Consider the following 16,527-nt stretch of genomic DNA (forward strand, 5'->3'; position numbering starts at 1 on the left):
CGAAGGAAACCCCATGACCGAACAGAATCTGCATTGGCTCTCTGCTAGCGAGATGGCGGCGTCGGTCGCGTCGAACAGTCTCTCGCCCAACGAGATTGCCGAAGCGATGATCCAGCGCGTCGACGCCGTCAATCCGTCGATCAACGCGATAGTGCAGTTCGATCGTGAGCAGGTCACGCGCGACGCGGCCGAACTCTCCCGGCAGCAGGAATCGGGCGAGAAGCTCGGCCCGTTGCACGGCGTGCCGTTCACGATCAAAGATCTGACGGCAGTGGACGGGCTGCCGACCACGTTCGGGATGAAGCCGTTCGCCGACAACATCGCGACGGGAAATGCCGTCGTCGTGGACAGGTTGCGCGCCGCGGGTGGGCTGTTCCTGGGAAAGACGAACACTCCCGAAAGCGGTTACTACGGCGGCACGGACAACCACCTGTACGGGCCGACGCACAACCCGTGGAAGCTCGGCAACAGCGCGGGTGGGTCCAGTGGCGGTGCGTCGGCTGCTGTGGCTGCCGGCCTCGGACCACTCGCCGAAGGTAGTGACGGCGCCGGGTCGGTGCGAATCCCGTCGGCACTGTGCGGGGTGGTCGGACTCAAACCGACTACCGGTGTCATTCCGCAGACCATCATGGCCGGCCGGTTCTACAACTGGGCGTACCACGGTCCGATCACCAGGACCGTTGCCGACAACGCGCTCATGCTCGACGTCATGGCCGGGCCGCACAACGCCGATCCGCTCTCGATCGAGCGCGCCGAGACCTCGTACGTCGAAGCGTCGAAGGGTGATGTGAAGGGACTTCGTGTTGCGTGGTCGACGAATCTCGGTCTCGGCCAGGTTGATCCGGAGGTGCTGGCCGTCTGTCTCGACGCGTTGTCGGCATTCGAGGAATTGGGTGCCCAGATCACCGAGGCGACTCCGGACTGGGGGAATCCGTCGGAATCGATGTGGAACGGCATCTGGGTTCCCGGTTTCGCTTCCGAGTACGACTTGCTCGACTGGGAGAACCAGCGCGGCGAGGTCGACGACAACCTCATCGAGATCATGCACGAGGCCGAACGGCTCACCGGTGTCGACGTCGGGCGGGCCGACGCATTCCGCGGCGTCATGTGGGACACGTGGACCACGTTCATGAACGACTACGACGTACTGGTTTCACCAACCTTGGCATCGGCCACGTTCCCGCTCAGCCAGTTCGCACCGTCGTGGCTCGAGGGTGCGTCGCTGCGTGAGCAGTTGCTCGATTGGCTCTTCACCTACCCGTACAACATGCTCAACAACCCGGCGATCACCGTGCCCGCCGGATTCACAGCCGACGGCCGACCGGTGGGGCTGCAGATCGCCGCACGCCACCGTCAGGACGCACTGGTCCTGCGGACGGCTGCGAACTTCGAGGCGGTCCGTCCGTGGGCCGACAAGAAGCCGGCCGATTCACTCGTGGTGGCCTAAGCCTCGAGATTGGCTAGATTGGTGCGATGACGTCTGTACTGCCTGATCGCGGCGCCGGGCCTGACATGTTCGCGCCGCGATCGCCGGCAGCGGGGGCGTACGGCATTCTCGGCTTGTGCGCCGAAGAACTCCGTACACGTGGACTCGAGTACTCGGCTGCGGCGGTCACGTACCGAGACCCGTCGACCGGACGCCATCGAGCTCTGGCGAGTTCCGGATACAACACCCGAGTGCTCGAGTTCTTGCTCGACGACTTCGTGGCCGATCGAAATCTCTTCGGCATCATTCGCGCAGCGTCAGGTGTGCCGGTGTTCTGGCAGGACGTGCCACGATTCGAGCAGGTCGAGTTGGTCACCGATGTCCTTCGGCCGTCCGGCTACGCCGAGGGGGCGTCGGTCGCGCTGGGGTTTTCCGGCCGTGAAGTGACCGGAATGCTGCACATGAGCTTCGAGGATTCCGCCGTCGTCGATCGTGTGCGAGAAGTAGTGAGGGCGTCGAGCGCCGCCTGCTCCCGCGTCGTGGGGGACCAGGCGGCGCTCGATCGTGTCCGCTTGAGCCCGCGGGAGCTTCAGGTACTGCAATTGGTGGCAAAGGGCGCGGGCAATGTCGAGATCGCCGAGGAACTGTTCGTCAGCCGTCGCACGGTTGCCACCCACCTCGAGAACATCTTCGTCAAGACCGGGACCAATTCGCGGGTTCAGGCAGCGGTGCGTGCCGCCAAGTGGGGCCTGATCGAGTCCTGAGTGACGCTGAATCACACGTGTGGCATTTTGTTACCTGGCGTTCACGCATTGTGCGTCGGATTTCGTGGCGGGATGGACCGAAGCACAGTACCGTCGGCAGTATCGAGTAGCGCAGAAGTTACTTGTGCGGGAGGTTCTGATCGTGACTGAAAAACTCAGTTCGAGGGGGCCGGCGCCCGGCCCTTGTTTCAGCTGACACAACGTCACCTGACACCAGAGCCGACCGGTCCAGCGAGAACGAGTTTGTGCGGCGTAGCGCAGACCTAGGAGCCCACCGTGACTGCATCACGCTCCGTTTCTGCCCACTCGGTTCCGGGCAGTATTTCAGCCGGCACATCAGCCGGGAGTCATTCGGTAGATGCACTTCGCACGTACGTCCTGGATACCTCGGTCTTACTGTCCGATCCGTGGGCCGTCACAAGATTCGCCGAGCACAACGTGATCCTTCCCTTGATCGTGGTCAGTGAACTCGAAGGTAAAAGACATCATCCCGAACTGGGATGGTTTGCCCGAGAAGCACTCCGCATGCTCGACGACCTGCGCATCGAGTTCGGTCGCCTCGACCGGCCGGTACCGATCGGCACTGAGAACGGCACGCTGCAGGTAGAACTCAATCACACCGACCCTGCGGTCCTTCCTGTCGGATTCCGCACGGACAGTAACGATTCGAGAATTCTTGCCTGCGCGCTCAATCTTGCAGCCGAGGGCAGGGATGTAGTTCTTGTCAGCAAGGACACTCCGCTGCGAGTCAAAGCGGGTGCCGTCGGTCTGCCCGCTGACGAATACCACGCTCATGACGTCGTGCCATCGGGGTGGACCGGCATGACCGAGTGTGATGTCGCGTCGACGGATATCGACGAGCTGTTCTCCGAGGGCTTCCTCGATCTCGAGGAGGGGCGAGACCTTCCCTGTCACACCGGGGTTCGGTTGCTCGGCGGTTCATCCAGCGCTTTGGGAAGGGTGACACCCGACAAGCGGATTCAGCTTGTTCGCGGCGAGCGCGAAGCATTCGGTCTACATGGACGCAGTGCCGAGCAGCGGATCGCACTGGAACTGCTGATGGACGAAAGTATCGGAATCGTCTCTCTCGGCGGCAAAGCCGGCACCGGAAAGTCGGCGCTGGCGTTGACCGCAGGGCTCGAAGCGGTGCTGGAGCGTCGAAGCCAACGCAAGGTTGTAGTGTTCCGGCCACTGTATGCCGTTGGCGGACAGGAACTTGGATATCTCCCGGGCAGTGAGAGTGAGAAGATGGGCCCGTGGGCTCAGGCAGTCTTCGACACACTCGACGGATTGGCGTCACCGGAAGTTCTCGAAGAGGTCCAGGCCCGAGGCATGCTGGAAGTATTGCCGCTCACGCACATTCGTGGACGTTCATTGCATGATTCGTTCGTGATCGTCGACGAGGCGCAGTCCCTCGAACGAAATGTGTTGCTGACGGTGCTTTCTCGACTCGGAACCGGATCGCGAGTGGTGTTGACGCACGATGTTGCGCAGCGCGACAACCTGCGAGTGGGCCGCCACGACGGTGTTGCCGCCGTGATCGAAAAGCTCAAGGGGCATCCACTGTTTGCGCACATCACGCTCACTCGAAGCGAGCGTTCGCCGATCGCCGAATTGGTTACCGAAATGTTGGAGGAGTTCGGGCCGACTCCCTGAGAATTGTTCTCCCCGTGCGGCACTCGTGCCGCACGGGGAGAAGCTCAGTTCTCCAGCGGTCCCAATTCTGCGTTGAGGACTTCCTGGACCACGCGCATAGCGGCGAGTCCGGCCGGGGCGCCGCAGTACGCGCTGGCATGTATCACGGTTTCGACGATCTCGGTGCGTGTCAAGCCATTTCGCAACGCGCCGCGGACGTGGCCTCGCAGTTCGTTCTCCGCGCGCAGGGCGATCAGCATCCCCAGATTGATCAGGCTGCGGCTGCGTCGATCGAGACCGGGACGCGTCCACACCGATCCCCATACGTTGGCCGTCACGAAGTTCTGCAAATCTTCGCTGTCGGTTCCGCGCGTGCGCTCGAACGCTGCGTCGACGAAATCGGCGCCCATGACTTCTGTCCGCACGGCCAGTCCGGCGTCGAAGGAATCGGATGTGTTGTTTTCGGTCATCGGGCGATTGCTCTCTTCCGGCAGGTGTTGTCAGGCCGGAGCCAGCCTACTGCGAGAGCCCAGGCCCACCACTGCCTGCCCGATCGCGGTCACCACGCCCCACGCAACATCGCGCAGCGAGAAGTAGTCCCGCCAGACGGCGATCTTGCTGTCGCGTAGTTCGAAGGTTCCACACACCCAGAACTCGATGCGCAGCGGGCCGACGGTCAGGATGTCGGTGCGTTCGGTGAGGACGGTGAACTCGTCGCCGACGATGTGGTGCATGTCGGCCTCGAACTTGAGCGACGGCTTCGTGACCATCCGAAGAGCTCGGACCACGGTCTTCTTCCCGCGTAGTGTCGGTAGCGAGACGTTCTGCCAGATGATGTCCTCGGTCATCAACTCGGCGGCGCCATCCACATCGAAATCGGTGAGGGCACGGAACATCTTTCGAACTGTCGTGACCGAATCAGTGTTCATCTCGATCCTCTGTTCATCGCGGTGCTCTGACAAATGTGCCCAAACCGTCGCTGTCGAAGTATTCCAAGGTTAGCGAGTTCCCGTCGAAAATGGCTCGGGAAACGGTTCCGATCGGCGCGTTCTCGGTGGCAAGGGCAAAGGTGAAGGTGTTGCCGTCCCAGTGGGTCAACGGATATGTGGTCCGCGCCGGCCCCAGAGTCAATGTCAGCGCGCCGCTGAGCTCGGCGACTTCCGCTCCGCCCCAGTACGGATTGTCGTAGGTCCCTGCCAGCGCCTCGAGCGGCGCAGACGGTGCCGGGTTGGCGGGTGGGCTCTGACCGACCAGCTCGCCTTCCGGTTCCAGCTGCGCGGAGAGCATCGCCTTGTACGGTGTGCGCCAGTCGCGAGTGATCTCGCCGTATTGAACGAGGTCCGCAAATTCGGCTGTCAGCGTCTCGGGAACGCCGGTCGGGCTGCCGTTGGTCAGGGCGATGATCCCGACATCCGCCGACGGAATCATCAGCATGTGGGTGGCGGCACCGAGAATGAACGCTCCGGAGTGTCCGAGGGTGACGCGTCCGGTCGAACCGTCGGACACGTTGAAGCCGAAACCGTAGAACCCGGCGCGCTCGCCGAGTTCGGCGGGATGACGCGAGACGATCTCCGGGCTGACCGCCGGAACCAAGGCTTCCGTTTCGACGATCTGCTTGCCGCCGGACTCACCGCCGCCGAGGACCATGTCCATCCACTTGGCCATGTCGCTCACCGACGACGTCACGCCCCCAGCGGGCGACTGAGCATCCGGCTGGCGTACGACGCCGGCCGTGTATTCACCGTCATGCAATTGGTGGCCGACGGCGCGGTTCTCGCGAGCTTGATAGTCGGCAAAGCTCGACGACGTCGATGTCATCCCCAGCGGTCCGTAGATGGTGTTCTGGGACAGCGATTCCCAGCTCGTACCGGCCGCAGCCGCAACAGCCTCGGCGCCCACGGTGATGCCGAAGTTCGTGTATTCGTAGGTGACCCGGAACGCTTCGAGGGGGAGTTGGCGCAGTTTGTCGAGTATTTGCGCCCGGTTGTAGCCGATATCCTCGAGCGCGTCACCGGCGTGATCGGGCAGCCCGGATCGGTGTGCGTAGAGATCGGAAATCATCAGGTGATCCGTCACCCACGGGTCACTCAACGCGAAGTTAGGCAGTTCGGACTTCACCAGCGTGTCCCACTCGACCGTCCCGACACCCACCTCGTGGGCGACAACGGTGGCACCGACTGGCTTGGACAGTGATGCGAGTTGGAAGACGGTATCGGCGTCGACGGGAGCGTCCTTGCCTTGCTCTCGAACACCAAAGCCCTTGGCGTACACGGTCTTACCGCCGTGGACGACGGCGATTGCCATGCCAGGTACGCCGGAACTCTCCATGAGTTCCTGTGCCAAGCCATCGAGTTTTCCGACGGCTGAGTCGATCTGACCATCGGGGATCGGGACGCCGACATCGAGGCCGGGGTTCATATCGTTGATCTGTGGGCCAGGTGCCGGCTCGTTCGGCGAGTTGTCCGACGCGCACCCCGCGAGTACGGTAACCGTCAGCGCGACGGAAATCGTCGCAGCGGACAGTCGTGAGCCGCATCTACTGGTGATGGACACGCAGATCTCCCTCATGGGGCTGTCGTCGGTACCGCCGTTAGTCCAGTATCGGGGAATCGGGTCCGGGTATCAGGACAAATCGGAAATTCTATTTTGGTGTCTTGGGCGCCAAACTGCTCAGGATCGATCCGTCGGTGGCAGGTTTCCAGGGGAGGAACAACGCCACCAGCAGGGCGGTGATCAACGCTGCGCCAACCGTGAAGTACGACGCTATGGCGAATCCGTCGAGGCACGCGGTCTTCATCGTGAGGATCAGACTCTCCTTCTTCTGCTCGAAGAGCGGGTTGATGTCACGGGAACGGATCTCGATGACGCTGAGCACCGACTCGCGAGCGAAGCCCTTCTCTTGGGCCGACATCACGGCGTCGGGGATGGCGTCGACTATCGGGGCCACCTTGGACGTGTAATACGAGGCGACGATCGAACCGATCACTGCGACGCCCAGGGTTCCGCCCAGTTCACGAGTGGTGTCGTTGACGGCCGAGCCGGCGCCGGCTTCGTCGAGAGGAACCGAAGACATGATGGAGTCGGTTGCGGGGCCCTGGACGATCGCGAGGCCGAGGCCCATGAGCACCATCGAGATCACGACGGGCCCGAGATAAGGGGTGTCGACGGTCGTCCGGCCCGCCAGGAACATGCCGCCGCTGAGGACGAGGAGGCCGAACACCATCACTGCGGTGGTTCCGAGTTTCTGTGCCGCCAGGGTGGCGACTGGGGCTCCGACAGCAACGGCGGCTGCGAAAGGCAATGAGTGGATGCCGAATTCGAGCGGAGAATACTCACGCACTCCTTGGAAGTACTGCGTGATCAGGAACAGGAATCCGAACATGCTGAAGTAGCTGACGGCAATGGCCAAGGCGGGGAACGAAAAACGCCGGATCCGGAAGAGATTCATGTTCAGAATTGGTGCATCGGTGCGCAGTTCCCAGATGACGAAGGCGGCCAACAGCACTGTCGCAGAAAGGTATCCCGTGATGCTGAACGTCGACACCCACCCGCGATGCGGCGCGTCGATGATGGTCCACACCAGAATCACGATGCCGAGGAGTGACAAGACTGTTCCGACGAAGTCGAATCGGCCGACGTGGAACGCCTTCGACTCCGGAACAACCAGCAGCACACCGACGATGACCAGCAGAGCGGCCGGAACGTTCATCCAGAACACCGAGTGCCAGGAGAAGTGCTCGAGCAGCCAACCGCCTGCCGTCGGACCGATGGCAATCGCAAAGCCGGCCATTGCGGTCCAGGACGCGATGGCGACGGCTCGTTCTCGGGCATCGGTGAAGATGTTCGTGATCATGGCCAACGTAGCCGGAAACACTGCTGCGGCAAAGACACCCATGGCGGCGCGCGCCATGATCACCTGTTCGAGGTTGGAAGCCAATGCGCCGACGAGCGACATCGCACCGACACCGATCAGACCGATGATCAGCACTCGGCGGCGCCCGAAGCGGTCTCCCAGGTGGCCGAAGGTCAGTAGAAATCCGGCGAAGGTCAACGTGTACGCGTCGACGATCCATTGCAGGTCGCTGACGGAGGCGAACAGGTCGACGCTCATTGTCGGCAGCGCAACGTTGACCACCGTGTTGTCCAGCACGACAAGGAGTTCGGCGAGGCAAATGAAGATCAGTGCGGTGAATCGGCGGGACTTTGTCATCATGGGCGCCGAGAGCGCCGGGACAAGTGTATGAGACATGTTTGTACGCCATCTCTGCTCCTGCGCGCACGGCAGCAGCGGTTGGAAGTTTGAGGAGGTGGTCAGTTCGGGGCTGAGACCAGAGCCTCGAGGTGAACGCCGATGCGATCGAGAGGCGCGGTGGTGCGTTGAGCTTTTGCCATCAGGGTCGCGCCTTCGATCGACGCGATGACGACGGTTGCCCACTGTGCTGCAGTCTCGGACGGGTGTCCCTGCTGCCAGAAGAACGACGTGAGAAGCGATTCCCACGAGGTGAAGGATTCTCCCGCGGCAGCCAATGCCGCCGGCGTCGACGCGCCTTCCACCGCCGCGGCTGCAACCGGACAGGAGGAGGTGAAATCGCTCTCTACCAGGCTGTTTCGAAAAATGGTGACAACCGCGTCGATGATCTCCGGTGGGGAAGACTGCGCGATCATCGAACTGATGGCTGCACTGACTCCCCGGCCGAAGTAGGCAACGGCTTCGCCGGCCAATTGTCCCTTGCCCTCGGGGAAGTAGTGGTACACCGACCCGCGGGGTGCTCCGGACCGTTCGACGATCTCGCTGAGTGAGGTGGTGGCGATCCCGTGTTCGCGGAAGGCATTGATGGCGCCGACCAGCATTAGAGTGCGGGAATCGGAGTCGGCCATCCCGCCATCGTATGCAATCGCGGTGCTGCTCGATTCCTTCGGTGCGCCCCACTTGCGGCGCGCTGCGGCGATCGGACACCGCGTTTGCGGGCTGGTCATGAGGATGAGGCGTCTCGAGGTGGGTTCATCTCTGCCTCCCGGTATGTCGATCGGTATAGGAACGAACCTGAGACTAGATGTAACTCTTAGATACAGTCAAGTGTTGCGCGCAGGTAGTGTGCATTAGCTGATGGTCTTAGTGGTAAATCTCCGCGATCAGTTGTTATATCGTGCGATATAGAGATGGAGTTGACCGAGATCGAGACGGTGGGCCGGCGGACCGGATCACTCTCGCGGGTGCGGGTACAGACTTGTCAAGTGATGTAATCAACCGGAGTTGAAATGGCCGGTACGGAATGACCGGATGTGTTGCCGTCGTTGACGAATGCAGCAGTGGTGGAATCGCCAGTGCACGCAACGAAGGAGCAGGATCATGCGCATCGGAATCATCGGAGCCGGTCAGATCGGTGGAACGCTCACACGCAGGCTGACTGCGCTCGGTCACGACGTGCGCGTCTCGAACTCACGGACACCGGACACCCTGGCCGAACTCGAGGCGGAAACCGGTGCGAAGGCGGTACTGAATACCGAAGCCGCCGAAGGTGCCGACCTGGTGATCGTGAGCATTCCGCAGAAGAATGTCGTGGATCTTCCCGCCGGCATCCTCGCGGGCGCGGCCGATGGCGCTCCCGTGATCGAGACCAACAACTACTACCCGCAGCAGCGCGACGGTTTGATCGCCGCAATCGAAGACGGTCAGGCAGAAAGCGACTGGGTCCAGGAACACCTCGGAGTGCCGGTGTTCAAGGCATTCAACGGAATCTGGTGGAAGCACCTTCTCGAGAAGGGCCTACCGGAAGGGACGAGCGGCCGGATCGCGCTCCCCATTGCCGGAGATGACCAGCTGAAGAAGCAGATAGTCTTCGATCTGATCAATCAGCTCGGCTTCGACCCCGTCGATGCCGGCACCATCGAAGACTCCTGGCGCCAGCAGCCGGGAACTCCTGTCTACGGCAAGGACTTTGATCGGGACGCTACGTTGAAGGCGCTTGCTCAGGCAACGCCGGAGCGCACCGACGAGTGGCGTGCTGTCGCGGAGTGACGTGACTTGCGCGAGCGGCGGTTCCCGAATACGGAACCGCCGCTCGGGCAGTGGATCAGTCCTTGACCTTCGCCATCGCCAGTACGTCGAGACGCTTGTCGAGTTCGGCTTCGCTGAGCTTGTCCGGAACCAGTCCGCGCTCGACAACAACCTGCCGAATCGTCTTCTTCTCCTTCAGAGCCTGCTTTGCAACCGACGCGGCCTCCTCGTACCCGATCGCCGAGTTGAGTGGCGTCACGATCGACGGCGAAGATTCGGCGAGGGTCTTGAGGTGCTCCTCGTGCGCCACCAGTCCGCTGACGCACTTGTCCGCGAACAACCGGGAAACATTGGCCAGCAACGTGAATGACTCGAGCAGGTTGCGTGCCATCATCGGGATGTAGACGTTGAGTTCGAACGCGCCGGCAGCGCCGCCCCACGCGATGGCAGCGTCATTTCCGATGACCTGCGCAGCTACCTGCGTAACAGCCTCCGGAAGAACGGGATTGACCTTGCCCGGCATGATCGAGCTGCCTGGCTGCAAATCCGGGAGCGCTATCTCGCCGAGGCCGGTCAACGGTCCCGAGCCCATCCAGCGAATGTCGTTGGCAATCTTCGTCAGCGAGACCGCGATGGTGCGCAGAGCGCCTGACGCTTCCACCAGACCGTCACGGGCAGCCTGCGCCTCGAAGCTGTTCTTTGCCGGAACCAGCGCGTCGACGCCTGTCGACTTGACCAGCTCCGCAACAACTTTGGGGCCGAATCCGTCCGGTGCATTGAGTCCGGTCCCCACCGCGGTGCCGCCGATCGGCAGTTCACCGAGCCGGGGGAGTGTTGCCTTGATTCGTTCGATGCCGGCCTCGATCTGGCGTGCGTAGCCGCCGAACTCCTGACCGAGAGTCACTGGAACCGCGTCCATCAAGTGGGTGCGACCGGACTTGACGACGGACTTCCACTCCGCGGACTTCGCCGCGAGTGCAGCGTGTAGATGTTCCAGAGCTGGAACAAGATCCGTGACGGCGGCTTCCGTCGCTGCGACATGCGTGGCCGTCGGGAAAGTGTCGTTGGAGGACTGCGACATGTTGACGTCATCGTTCGGATGCACATCCACGTCGTTGGCCCGTGCGATCGACGCGATGACTTCGTTGGCGTTCATGTTGGAGCTGGTGCCCGAGCCGGTCTGAAAGACATCGATGGGGAACTGATCGTCGTGCTTGCCGTCGGCAATCTCGTTGGCGGCCGAGATGATGGCATCGGCTTTGTCCGCGGCGAGAAGGCCAAGATCCTTGTTGACCTGCGCACACGCGGCTTTGAGAAGGCCCATCGCACGAATCTGAGTGCGTTCGAGGGGGCGGCCGCTGATCGGGAAATTCTCGACTGCGCGTTGGGTTTGTGCGCGCCACAGTGCGTTGATGGGCACCCGAACTTCACCCATGGTGTCGTGTTCGATTCGGAACTGCTGCTCGTTGCTTTCCGTCATGTGTCCACAGTGCCACTTTCGGCGGGCCGGTAGGGGACTACGCACCCTGTGCGTCGTTGTGGCAGTGCCGAACCACACAACGACGCACAGGGCGAAGCCGTCAGAACGTCGGGGGAACTGCGCCCTCTTCGCCGTCGAAGTCCACCGAGCTGTACTCGCGGAGCTTCTCGAGGCGGTGGTACGCGTCGATCATGCGGACGGTGCCGGACTTGCTGCGCATCACGATGGACTGCGTGCTGGCGCCGCCGCCGTAGTAGCGCACACCGCGCAGCAGATCACCGTCGGTGACGCCCGTCGCGCAGAAGAAGACGTTCTCGCCCGAGACCAGATCTTCGGTGGTCAGGATGCGATCGAGATCGTGGCCGGCGTCGATGGCCTTCTGACGCTCTTCGTCGTCGGTGGGAGCCAGCTTGCCCTGCAACGATCCACCCATGCAGCGCATGGCCGCAGCGGCGATGATGCCCTCGGGCGTGCCGCCGATGCCGACCAGCATGTCCGTGCCGGACTCCGGACGCGCAGCGGCGATAGCGCCGGCAACGTCACCGTCGGAAATCAGACGGATACGAGCGCCCGTGTCGCGAACGTCCTGGATCAGCTGGTTATGGCGCGGGCGGTCCAGGATGCAGATCGTGATGTCGGAGACCGACGCCTTCTTGACCTTGGCGACACGCTTGATGTTCTCCGCAATCGGGGCGCTGATGTCGATGACATCCGCAGCGTCCGGCCCGACAGCGATCTTCTCCATGTAGAACACAGCAGACGGATCGAACATCGCGCCGCGCTCGGCCACAGCCAACACCGAGATGGCGTTGGGCATGCCCTTGGACATCAGCGTGGTTCCGTCAACCGGGTCGACAGCAAAGTCGCAGTCCGGGCCGTCGCCGTTGCCGACCTCTTCGCCGTTGAACAGCATCGGCGCTTCGTCCTTCTCGCCCTCGCCGATGACAACGATGCCGCGCATGGACACCGAAGAAACAAGCTGACGCATCGCGTCGACGGCAGCTCCGTCGCCGCCTTCCTTGTCGCCGCGTCCAACCCAGCGACCTGCAGCCATCGCGCCGGCTTCGGTGACTCGGACCAATTCGAGAGCGAGGTTACGGTCCGGGGTCTCACGATGAATGCTGCTGGCCGTCATGTGCGGTGCCTCCTGGCGCGGTCGCGGTCGACGGGGTGTGTCGACGCAAGTGGTTTCTTCAGGCGTGATTGTCCCAGATGGGAGCCACTGTGTGCGCTGCTGGGTCAGAGCCGTGGTGATTTGTCACGCTTAGGGGTACCGGGAATCGTTACAAGCGGCCGGTACCTGGATACTGGGAGTGTGGCATCGAAGAAACCCCGCATTCTCGAAGACAACAAAGACATGGTCTGGTCTCTCGTACCGCTGGTGCTGTTCTGCATCATCATCGCGGGCATCGCCAGTCAGTGCACGTTCAGCCCGGGAGGCCCCACTCAGGGACCGATCCCGAGCGTCGACATCGACGCAGCGCTGAACTACGACGCCAAAGAATTGGGTTTCCCGATCCGCAAACCCGAAGTTCCCGAGGGCTGGACCCCCAACTCGGGCAGCCGGAAAGTGGTCACCGGCGACGGTGGCGGCGATTCCAGCACTGTGGGATTCATCACCACCAACGGCAGCTACATTCAGCTGACGCAGAGCAACGCCGAAGAATTTCCTCTGGTGTCCTACGTCGCCGGCGGTCAGCGTTTTGCGACGGGTGTCGAAGACATCGACGGCCACACCTGGAACGTCTTCGGCGGTGAGGGTGTCGAAGCAATCTGGGTGACCGACATCGACGGAGTTCGTCTCCTGATCACCGGTGCCGCGCCGGCCGAGGACTTCACGACCCTGGCGCGCAACGCCGGCCAAGCCGAGCCGATCGTCCCCTAGATTCCCGGGCCTATTCGTCCGACCCGGACAGCCTCTATTCGTCCGACCCGGACAGCCTCTATTCGTCCGACCCGGACAGCCTCTATTCGTCCGACCCGGACAGCCTCTATTCGTCCGACCCGGACAGCGCACTCTCCACGCGAGCCCTAGCGCCCGCCAAGTGCTCCTCACAGCGCTTGGCGAGCGCTTCGCCACGCTCCCACAAGGCCAATGAGGCATCGAGGTCCAGGCCGCCCTGCTCGAGGATCTTCACGACGCCCACCAGTTCGTCGCGGGCAGCTTCGTACCCGAGTTCGGTGATGTCGACGTCTGCTGGGTTGTTGTCGGCGTTGCTCATTTTTCTCTTCCCATTACTGCGGCGCGAACAGCGCCGTCTGCAAGTCGAACTCGTATCTGAGTGCCAGGCGGTGCGTCCTCGACCGACCGCAGCACTTCCGGATCGCCGTCCGCGATGATGCGCTGCACCACCGCGTAGCCCCTGGCCAGCGTGGCTGCCGGGCCAAGAGTTGTCAGGCGCGCCCGCAAATGCTCGACGGTTCGTGATTCGGAGTCGATCAGTCTGCCGACATCGCGGCGGCCGGCAGCTTGGAGTCGTTCGACTTCCTCGGCCCGACGGTCGATGGCCAGCAGCGGCGACGCCATCACCGGGCGGGTGCGTAGTTGTTCGATGAGGTGCGACTCGCGCTTGACCCAACTGCGCAGCGCCGCGGCACTGCGATCGCGGAGTTCGGAAACCAGTGCTGCTTCCGCAACGGCGTCGGGAACTACCCGTTTCGCAGCATCGGTCGGTGTGGCAGCACGAAGGTCGGCGACGTGATCGCTCAACGGACTGTCTGGCTCGTGGCCGATCGCACTGACGACGGGTGTCGTGCACGCGACGATGGCCCGGCACAGTGCCTCGTCGGAGAATGGAAGCAGATCTTCGACGCTTCCGCCGCCGCGCGCGAGGATGATGACATCCACTTCAGGGTTCGCGTCGAGATCCTTCAGCGCCTCGACGATCTGAGGTACCGCCGTCGGACCTTGAACTGCCGTGTTGCGCACCGCAATTGCGACGGCGGGCCACCGTCGATGGGCGACGGACACGACGTCTTTCTCGGCGGCACTCGCCCGTCCGGTGATCAGCCCGATCGTCCCGGGCAGGAACGGCAGCGGACGCTTGAGCCGGGGATCGAACAGGCCCTCAGCCGCCAGCAGTGCGCGCAGTCGCTCGATGCGCGCGAGCAGTTCGCCGATGCCGACGGCCCGGATCTCGGTTACTCGCAGCGATACGGTGCCGCGTCCGGTGTAGAACGAGAGCTTCCCGAACATCACGACCCGAGAACCTTCCGTCAACGGGACGGGAGAGTTATGCAGTAGTTGCGGTGAGCACGTCACGGACAACGACATGTCAGCCGACGGATCACGGAGGACCAGAAACGCAGTCCTGGTTCCGGGGCGTGCATTGATCTGGGTGATCTGACCCTCGACCCAGATACTGCCGAGACGGTCGATCCAGCCGGCGACCTTGGCCGAGACGGTTCGAACCGGCCACGGCTGTTCCGGGGAACTGGCACCCGAACCCGTCGGGCGTTGCTGTGCGGGGGGACGCTGGGCGGAAGTCACTTTGCCTTGGCTGTGGTGATGCGGTTGGTCAACATGGTCACGTACGGCGCGCGCGAACGAGTTACGTTCTCGTAGTCGAGGAGCGTCGTCAGATTGTCGACACTCAACGACTTGATACGAGCACGCAACTCCGCGAGCGTCAGGTTGGCGTAGTCGAGTTCGGTGACGATCGCAGGCTCGGACGCAGCGGTGTTGTCGGTATCACCATCCGGCGCTGTGTCTGCGTCGGACGAAGGGGTTGCACTGACCGAAGCATCAGCTGTGGGATCGACCGAGTACAGAGCGAACCGACCGGCGTTGGTGGGGCTCTCGCGAGGCTTCGGCGGCGACGGCTTCACGTCCTCGTCGAATACTGCCCACTCCGGCTGCTCGTCGTCGCCGGACCAACTGAGCAGCGCAAACGCTTGATCGCCCTTGATCGCGAGGGACGTGATGGACTGCTGCAGTCGCATGCTCGTCTGCAACATCTGACTGACAGCGGTCATGGGCAGGGCGACTGCGGTAGTCGGAAGCTTCTTGGCTTCTTCCAACGCTGTGACTGCGAGTCCTGCGGCCACACGTGCCACGAACGGGGGTCGAATCATTCCAACAGCTTGCCGTAAACCACCGACAATCGGTAGCCGACTCGGCCGTATCGCGGAGCTAGACCTTCACCGAAGTGTTGCACACGGAAGCTGCCAGTAGGCTGGTGCCATGTCTTCGGCTGTTCCTCTCAATCTCGGCATCGCGCACTCCGCGGATTCGGCGTCCATTCGCAAGGGCACAGGCAAGCGGGTACTTCTCGCCGAGCCACGCGGCTACTGCGCCGGCGTCGACCGGGCGGTGGAGACCGTGGAAAAGGCGCTGGAGAAGCACGGCGCCCCTATTTTCGTGCGCAAGGAAATCGTTCACAACCGCCACGTCGTCGAGACCCTGGAAGATCAGGGTGTGATCTTCGTCGACGAAACCGACGAGGTTCCCGAGGGCTCGCTCCTCGTCTTTTCCGCGCACGGCGTCTCACCGGCCGTTCACGAATCGGCGGCCGCACGCAATCTGCGCACCATCGACGCGACGTGCCCACTGGTCACCAAAGTGCACCAGGAAGCAAAGCGGTTTGCGCGTGACGACTACGACATCCTGCTCATCGGCCACGAAGGTCATGAGGAAGTCGAAGGCACCGCCGGTGAGGCCCCCAATCACGTCACGATCGTCGACGGCCCCGCCTCGGTGGATGCCGTCACGGTTCGCGACGAGAACAAAGTGATCTGGCTGTCGCAGACCACATTGAGCGTCGACGAGACGATGCAAACGGTCGCGCGTCTGCGAGATCGCTTCCCGAATCTGCAGGATCCCCCGTCCGACGACATTTGCTACGCCACCCAGAACCGTCAGGTTGCGGTCAAGGCCATGGCGCCCGAATGCGATCTGGTGATCGTGGTCGGCTCGCGCAACTCCTCGAACTCGGTCCGGTTGGTCGAGGTTGCACTCGGTGCAGGCGCGCGGGCGTCGTACCTGGTCGACTATGCCCGTGAAGTTGATCTGAGCTGGCTCGACGGCGTCGAGACGGTCGGAATCACGTCCGGCGCTTCCGTACCGGAGGTGCTGGTTCGTGGAGTGATCGACCTCCTGGCAGAGCACGGTTTCCACGACGTGCAGTCGGTGACCACCGCCAACGAGACCCTGGTGTTTGCGCTCCCGCGCGAGTTGCGCGCTGCGCGTACCCAGTAGGTACTACGAAAAAAATCCCGGACCTGC

The 16,527-nt window shown here is 62.7% G+C and carries 16 protein-coding genes; 6 read left to right on the forward strand and 10 right to left on the reverse strand.

The window, feature by feature from the left end; translation table 11 throughout:
- The first annotated feature begins 13 nt into the window (after nt 1–13).
- From ACFRFQ_RS23465 to ACFRFQ_RS23475, 3 genes are all read left to right on the forward strand, one after another.
- A complete protein-coding gene (locus ACFRFQ_RS23465; protein ID WP_378662929.1) occupies nt 14–1,447 on the forward strand; it encodes an amidase in 1,434 nt (477 codons plus the stop codon).
- A 26-nt stretch (nt 1,448–1,473) separates the two neighbouring features.
- Nucleotides 1,474–2,190, forward strand: coding sequence for a LuxR C-terminal-related transcriptional regulator (locus ACFRFQ_RS23470; RefSeq protein ID WP_378662932.1), 717 nt, complete (start codon nt 1,474–1,476; stop codon nt 2,188–2,190).
- Nucleotides 2,191–2,466: 276 nt separating this feature from the next.
- On the forward strand, nt 2,467–3,846 hold the full coding sequence (locus ACFRFQ_RS23475; RefSeq protein ID WP_378662935.1) for a PhoH family protein: 1,380 nt from the start codon (nt 2,467–2,469) through the stop codon (nt 3,844–3,846).
- 44 nt (nt 3,847–3,890) lie between these two features.
- Here the strand turns inward: ACFRFQ_RS23475 and ACFRFQ_RS23480 are convergent, their stop codons facing one another.
- From ACFRFQ_RS23480 to ACFRFQ_RS23500, 5 genes are all read right to left on the reverse strand, one after another.
- Complete coding sequence (locus tag ACFRFQ_RS23480) at nt 3,891–4,295, reverse strand: carboxymuconolactone decarboxylase family protein (RefSeq protein ID WP_378662938.1); 405 nt, start codon at nt 4,293–4,295, stop codon at nt 3,891–3,893.
- Between the two features lie 30 nt (nt 4,296–4,325).
- Complete coding sequence (locus ACFRFQ_RS23485; RefSeq protein WP_378662940.1) at nt 4,326–4,754, reverse strand: limonene-1,2-epoxide hydrolase family protein; 429 nt, start codon at nt 4,752–4,754, stop codon at nt 4,326–4,328.
- A 13-nt stretch (nt 4,755–4,767) separates the two neighbouring features.
- Nucleotides 4,768–6,393 (reverse strand): serine hydrolase, encoded by a 1,626-nt coding sequence (locus ACFRFQ_RS23490; protein ID WP_378662943.1) that lies wholly within the window; start codon nt 6,391–6,393, stop codon nt 4,768–4,770.
- A gap of 73 nt (nt 6,394–6,466) precedes the next feature.
- Nucleotides 6,467–8,038 carry an MFS transporter gene (locus ACFRFQ_RS23495; RefSeq protein ID WP_378663336.1) on the reverse strand — a complete coding sequence of 524 codons (1,572 nt, stop codon included), beginning with the start codon at nt 8,036–8,038 and terminating at the stop codon, nt 6,467–6,469.
- 98 nt (nt 8,039–8,136) lie between these two features.
- Nucleotides 8,137–8,802 (reverse strand): TetR/AcrR family transcriptional regulator, encoded by a 666-nt coding sequence (locus tag ACFRFQ_RS23500; protein WP_378662945.1) that lies wholly within the window; start codon nt 8,800–8,802, stop codon nt 8,137–8,139.
- Between the two features lie 325 nt (nt 8,803–9,127).
- Between ACFRFQ_RS23500 and ACFRFQ_RS23505 the strand changes: the two genes are divergently transcribed.
- The gene (locus tag ACFRFQ_RS23505; protein WP_378662948.1) at nt 9,128–9,844 is read left to right on the forward strand and encodes an NADPH-dependent F420 reductase; all 717 of its coding nucleotides are present in this window, start codon (nt 9,128–9,130) and stop codon (nt 9,842–9,844) included.
- Between the two features lie 55 nt (nt 9,845–9,899).
- On the opposite strand, the gene ACFRFQ_RS23510 is transcribed toward ACFRFQ_RS23505, so the two are convergent.
- Both ACFRFQ_RS23510 and glpX read right to left on the reverse strand, forming a co-directional pair.
- Nucleotides 9,900–11,303: a class II fumarate hydratase gene (locus tag ACFRFQ_RS23510; RefSeq protein WP_378662951.1), complete on the reverse strand. Its 1,404-nt coding sequence runs from the start codon at nt 11,301–11,303 to the stop codon at nt 9,900–9,902.
- A gap of 100 nt (nt 11,304–11,403) precedes the next feature.
- Entirely contained in the window at nt 11,404–12,438 is a 1,035-nt protein-coding gene (glpX, locus tag ACFRFQ_RS23515) for a class II fructose-bisphosphatase (protein ID WP_033234502.1), read from the reverse strand.
- Nucleotides 12,439–12,618: 180 nt separating this feature from the next.
- Between glpX and ACFRFQ_RS23520 the strand changes: the two genes are divergently transcribed.
- The gene (locus ACFRFQ_RS23520; RefSeq protein ID WP_378662954.1) at nt 12,619–13,188 is read left to right on the forward strand and encodes a DUF4245 domain-containing protein; all 570 of its coding nucleotides are present in this window, start codon (nt 12,619–12,621) and stop codon (nt 13,186–13,188) included.
- Between the two features lie 106 nt (nt 13,189–13,294).
- Here the strand turns inward: ACFRFQ_RS23520 and ACFRFQ_RS23525 are convergent, their stop codons facing one another.
- From ACFRFQ_RS23525 to ACFRFQ_RS23535, 3 genes are read right to left on the reverse strand one after another with little or no spacing between them, the layout of a single operon-like run.
- Entirely contained in the window at nt 13,295–13,525 is a 231-nt protein-coding gene (locus tag ACFRFQ_RS23525) for an exodeoxyribonuclease VII small subunit (protein WP_378662957.1), read from the reverse strand.
- Nucleotides 13,522–14,793, reverse strand: a complete 1,272-nt coding sequence (gene xseA, locus ACFRFQ_RS23530; RefSeq protein WP_378662960.1) for an exodeoxyribonuclease VII large subunit — start codon at nt 14,791–14,793, stop codon at nt 13,522–13,524. The genes ACFRFQ_RS23525 and xseA overlap by 4 nt, the downstream gene beginning before the upstream one ends.
- Entirely contained in the window at nt 14,790–15,377 is a 588-nt protein-coding gene (locus tag ACFRFQ_RS23535; RefSeq protein WP_378662963.1) for a lipid droplet-associated protein, read from the reverse strand. Before ACFRFQ_RS23535 ends, xseA begins: the two co-directional genes overlap by 4 nt.
- 109 nt (nt 15,378–15,486) lie before the next feature.
- Here ACFRFQ_RS23535 and ACFRFQ_RS23540 point away from each other — a divergent pair, with 109 nt between their 5' ends.
- The gene (locus ACFRFQ_RS23540) at nt 15,487–16,500 is read left to right on the forward strand and encodes a 4-hydroxy-3-methylbut-2-enyl diphosphate reductase (protein WP_378662966.1); all 1,014 of its coding nucleotides are present in this window, start codon (nt 15,487–15,489) and stop codon (nt 16,498–16,500) included.
- The last annotated feature ends 27 nt before the right edge of the window (nt 16,501–16,527 follow it).

The organism is Rhodococcus sp. NPDC056743 (assembly GCF_042790355.1).
Lineage (GTDB): Bacteria > Actinomycetota > Actinomycetes > Mycobacteriales > Mycobacteriaceae > Rhodococcus_F.

What these genes read in the sequence shown, in the direction of transcription:
- ACFRFQ_RS23465 (WP_378662929.1), top strand. Translation starts at nt 14, where the DNA reads ATGACCGAACAGAATCTGCATTGGCTCTCTGCTAGCGAGATGGCGGCG.
- ACFRFQ_RS23470 (WP_378662932.1), top strand. Translation starts at nt 1,474, where the DNA reads ATGACGTCTGTACTGCCTGATCGCGGCGCCGGGCCTGACATGTTCGCG.
- ACFRFQ_RS23480 (WP_378662938.1), bottom strand. Translation starts at nt 4,295, where the DNA reads ATGACCGAAAACAACACATCCGATTCCTTCGACGCCGGACTGGCCGTG.
- ACFRFQ_RS23485 (WP_378662940.1), bottom strand. Translation starts at nt 4,754, where the DNA reads ATGAACACTGATTCGGTCACGACAGTTCGAAAGATGTTCCGTGCCCTC.
- ACFRFQ_RS23490 (WP_378662943.1), bottom strand. Translation starts at nt 6,393, where the DNA reads ATGAGGGAGATCTGCGTGTCCATCACCAGTAGATGCGGCTCACGACTG.
- ACFRFQ_RS23495 (WP_378663336.1), bottom strand. Translation starts at nt 8,038, where the DNA reads ATGATGACAAAGTCCCGCCGATTCACCGCACTGATCTTCATTTGCCTC.
- ACFRFQ_RS23500 (WP_378662945.1), bottom strand. Translation starts at nt 8,802, where the DNA reads ATGACCAGCCCGCAAACGCGGTGTCCGATCGCCGCAGCGCGCCGCAAG.
- ACFRFQ_RS23505 (WP_378662948.1), top strand. Translation starts at nt 9,128, where the DNA reads ATGCAGCAGTGGTGGAATCGCCAGTGCACGCAACGAAGGAGCAGGATC.
- ACFRFQ_RS23510 (WP_378662951.1), bottom strand. Translation starts at nt 11,303, where the DNA reads ATGACGGAAAGCAACGAGCAGCAGTTCCGAATCGAACACGACACCATG.
- glpX (WP_033234502.1), bottom strand. Translation starts at nt 12,438, where the DNA reads ATGACGGCCAGCAGCATTCATCGTGAGACCCCGGACCGTAACCTCGCT.
- ACFRFQ_RS23525 (WP_378662957.1), bottom strand. Translation starts at nt 13,525, where the DNA reads ATGAGCAACGCCGACAACAACCCAGCAGACGTCGACATCACCGAACTC.
- ACFRFQ_RS23535 (WP_378662963.1), bottom strand. Translation starts at nt 15,377, where the DNA reads ATGATTCGACCCCCGTTCGTGGCACGTGTGGCCGCAGGACTCGCAGTC.
- ACFRFQ_RS23540 (WP_378662966.1), top strand. Translation starts at nt 15,487, where the DNA reads ATGTCTTCGGCTGTTCCTCTCAATCTCGGCATCGCGCACTCCGCGGAT.